This window comes from Mycobacterium sp. E342, from assembly GCF_001667665.1.
Classification (GTDB): Bacteria; Actinomycetota; Actinomycetes; order Mycobacteriales; family Mycobacteriaceae; genus Mycobacterium.
On sequence record NZ_LZJM01000300.1, the window covers coordinates 1 to 3,728 of the forward strand.

Consider the following 3,728-nt stretch of genomic DNA (forward strand, 5'->3'; position numbering starts at 1 on the left):
GGTGACCCCTATCGCGCCCCCGGCAATCTGACCGAGGAAATGCTTGCCGGCATCTACGCCGAGATCCTCGGCCTCGACCGCGTCGGAATCGACGACTCCTTCTTCGACCTGGGCGGCGACAGCATTCTGTCGATGCAGGTAGTGGCCCGAGCGCGGGCGGCCGGCCTGTTGTGTCGGCCGCGTGATGTCTTCATCGAGCAAACCGTGGCCCGGCTAGCCCGCGTGGCCGAGGTAGCGGTCGAGGGTGCGCCCGGCGTGGCCGACGAGGGTATTGGTCCGGTGGTTGCGACCCCGATCATGCGATGGCTGCAAAGCTTCCAGGGATCAGTCGATGAGTTCAACCAGACCATGGTTCTGCGCGCTCCGTCAGGGGTGTCTGACGCCGACGTGGCGGTGGTGTTGCAGGCCCTGCTGGATCAGCATGCCATGTTGCGGCTGCGCATCGACGACGACGGCGCCGGTAGATGGGCGCTACGAGTACCCGAGCCCGGTGCAGTGGACGCGCGTGAGTGCGTGATAACCGTCAACGTGTTGTCGGAAGGGGCGCTGGTTGCGGCGCGTTCGCAGTTGAAACCGGCCACCGGAGTTGTCTTGCGCGCGGTGTGGGCCCAGTCCACTGGCCAGTTGGCATTGATCGTTCACCATTTGGCGGTCGATGGCGTGTCATGGCGAATTCTTTTGGAGGACTTGAATATCGCGTGGGCGCAGCATAACAGTGGTCAGCGTATAGCGTTGCCTACACCCGGGACATCATTTGCCCGTTGGGCCGAGCTGTTGCCGGAGCATGCGCGCCGACCCGAGGTGGTGGCCCAGGCCGAGGCATGGCGACAGGTTGCGGCGGCCCCGGCGCTGTTGCCGGCAGTGCACCCCGAGGTCGACACCTACCTGAGTGCTGGGCAGTTATCGGTGTCGCTGGATGTCGAGACCACGCGGCTGTTGCTGGGCGAGGTGCCGGTGGCATTTCATACTGGCGTCCAAGACATCTTATTGATTGCGTTCGGGTTGGCCTGGGCGCAGTTTGGCGGGACTCGCGAGCCCATCGGCATCGACGTTGAGGGCCACGGCCGAGACGAAGAACTGGCCCCTTATGTTGACCTGTCGCGAACGGTGGGGTGGTTCACCATCAAGTACCCGGTGGCGTTGGCGGTCGACGGGCTGTCCTGGGGACAGGTCACCGCCGGTGATGCTGCGCTGGGCGCATTCGTTAAGAATGCTAAAGAGCAGCTGCGCGCCTTGCCTGATCCCGTGACGTACGGGCTGTTGCGGTACTTGAACACTGAGGTCGAACTCGGCTGTTCGGATCCGACAATCGCGTTCAACTACCTGGGACGGCTCGGCAGCCCTGCGGCGCAGATGTCCGATGGGTTGTGGCGGCTCGATCACGAAAGTCTGCCATTGATCGCTGCGGCCGCGGCGGTGCTCATGCCCCTCGGGCACACCGTGGAACTCAATGTCGCCACTTTGGATACCGCGACCGGCCCGCGACTACAGGCCAACTGGACCTGGGCGCTCTCGGCGCTCGATCACGCACAAATCAACCGACTCAGCCGATTGTGGTTCGACGCCTTAACCGGCATTTGCACGCACGTGCGAAACGGTGGGGGCGGGTTCACCCCCTCCGATATTGTGCCGGCCCGGTTGAGCCAGCCCCAAATAGATGAGCTGCAGTCTCAATACCGGATTGCCGATATTTTGCCGTTGACCCCTCTGCAGGAGGGACTGCTGTTCCATGCCCTGCAAGACCGGGGCGACGATTTGTATGTCGTGCAATTGGAAATCGCGTTGGGCGGTGCGATCGACCAGCGGCGGTTGCGCGAGGCAGTTCGCACTGTCGTGGAACGTCATCCCAACCTAGTGGCCCGGTTCTGTTCCCAGTTCGACGTGGCGGTGCAGATCATCCCCGCCGAGCCCGTCGCAAATTGGTACTACGTCGACCTGGACGCCGACGGGATTGACCTTCATGGACAGATACAGCAGTTGTGCGCAGACGAACGTGCTGCGGTGTGCGATCCGACTAACCGGCCGGTGTTTCGGGCCGCTTTGATCCGCACCGCGCCCGACCGGCACCGGTTTGTGTTGAGCTTTCACCACATCGTGCTCGATGGCTGGTCAGTGCCGATCCTGATGCAGGAGATATTCGCCAGCTATTACGGGCAGCAGCTGGGCGCGCCGGTGCCCTATCGCCGATTTGTGACTTGGTTGGCGGATCGAGACCTTGAGGCCGCTCGGGCGGCCTGGCGTGAGGCGCTCGACGGGTTGGAGTCTCCCACGTTGGTCGGTCCGGCGGGACGCGTCGCGCGGGGCCAGCGCGCTGCCAGGTCGTACCGGGTCTCCGGGGAGACCACGCAGGCCCTCAGGGAGCTGGCGCGTTCGTGTCATACCACTGTCAACACCGTGCTGCAGGCCGGCTGGGCGCAGCTGCTGTGCGGGTTGACTGGCCAGCTTGATGTCGCTTTTGGTATCGCGGTCTCGGGACGCCCCGCCGAGTTGATCGGCGCGGAATCGATGGTGGGTTTGTTGATCAACACGGTGCCGGTGCGGGCGACTATCACGGCGACAACCACCACCGTAGACCTGCTCGAGCAGCTGCACCGCATCCACAACAACACCCTGGAACATCAGCACTTGGCGCTCAACGAGATTCACCGCGCCACCAGTCACGACCAACTCTTCGACACCTTGTTCGTGTACCAAAACTATCCGGTCGACACCAACTCGATGGCGGGGGCGCACGAGTTGGCCATCAACGAGTTCAGCAGCCGCGAATACAACCACTACCCGCTGACGCTGCAAGTGGCGCCCGGCCAGGAACTGGGCATGCGCGTCGAATTCGACACCGATGTGTTTGATGGAAACCACATCCAGGCGTTGGTCACACGGTTTCAGCGGGTGTTGGAGGGGATGACCGCTGACCCTACCCAGCGAGTCTCCTGGATCGATATGCTCGACGAGTCCGAGCATGCCTGCCTGGAGGGGTGGGGGAATCGGGCGGTGTTGGTCCGCCCGGCGGCTTCGGAGGTGTCGATCCCGGATGCATTTGCCGCGCAGGTGGCGCGGACCCCGGAGGCGATGGCGCTGACCTTTGGGGACCGGTCGATCACCTATCAGGAGCTCGATGAGTCGGCGAATCGGTTGGCGCACTTGCTGGTTAGTCATGGGGTGGGTTCGGGTGAGTGTGTGGGCTTGCTGGTGGAGCGCGGCGCGCAGGCGATCGTGGCGATCCTGGGGGTGCTCAAGTCGGGGGCGGCCTATGTGCCGATGGACCCGGGATGGCCGGCAGCGCGGATTGAGTTCGTGCTCACCGATGCCACCCCGGTGGTGGTGCTGACCGCTAGCGGTTTGCGGTCGCGGCTCGACGGCCATGACGTGCCGGTCATTGATGTCAACGATCCCGTGATCGATACCCAGCCGGCCACATCGCTGCGGGGCCCGGCCCCCGACGCCGACGATATTGCGTATCTGATTTACACCTCGGGCACCACAGGAATACCTAAAGGTGTTGCCGTTACCCACCACAACGTGATCGAGCTGCTGGCGTCGGCGGGTGCGTACGTGGAGCGCGCGGGGGTGTGGTCTCAGTGGCATTCCTATGCGTTCGATGTTTCGGTGTGGGAGATCTTCGGCGCCCTGTTGGGTGGGGGCCGGTTGGTGGTGGTGCCCGAGGCGGCGGTCGGGTCCCCGCACGATTTCCATGCGGTGCTGGTCACCGAACAGGTCAGGGTGTTGAG

At 63.8% G+C, this 3,728-nt stretch carries 1 protein-coding gene; it reads left to right on the forward strand.

Annotated features, from left to right (window positions below; all coding sequences use genetic code 11):
* Window positions 1-3,728, forward strand: a 3,728-nt coding sequence (locus tag A5692_RS25275; protein ID WP_156766269.1) for a condensation domain-containing protein, incomplete at both ends; no start/stop codon positions are given.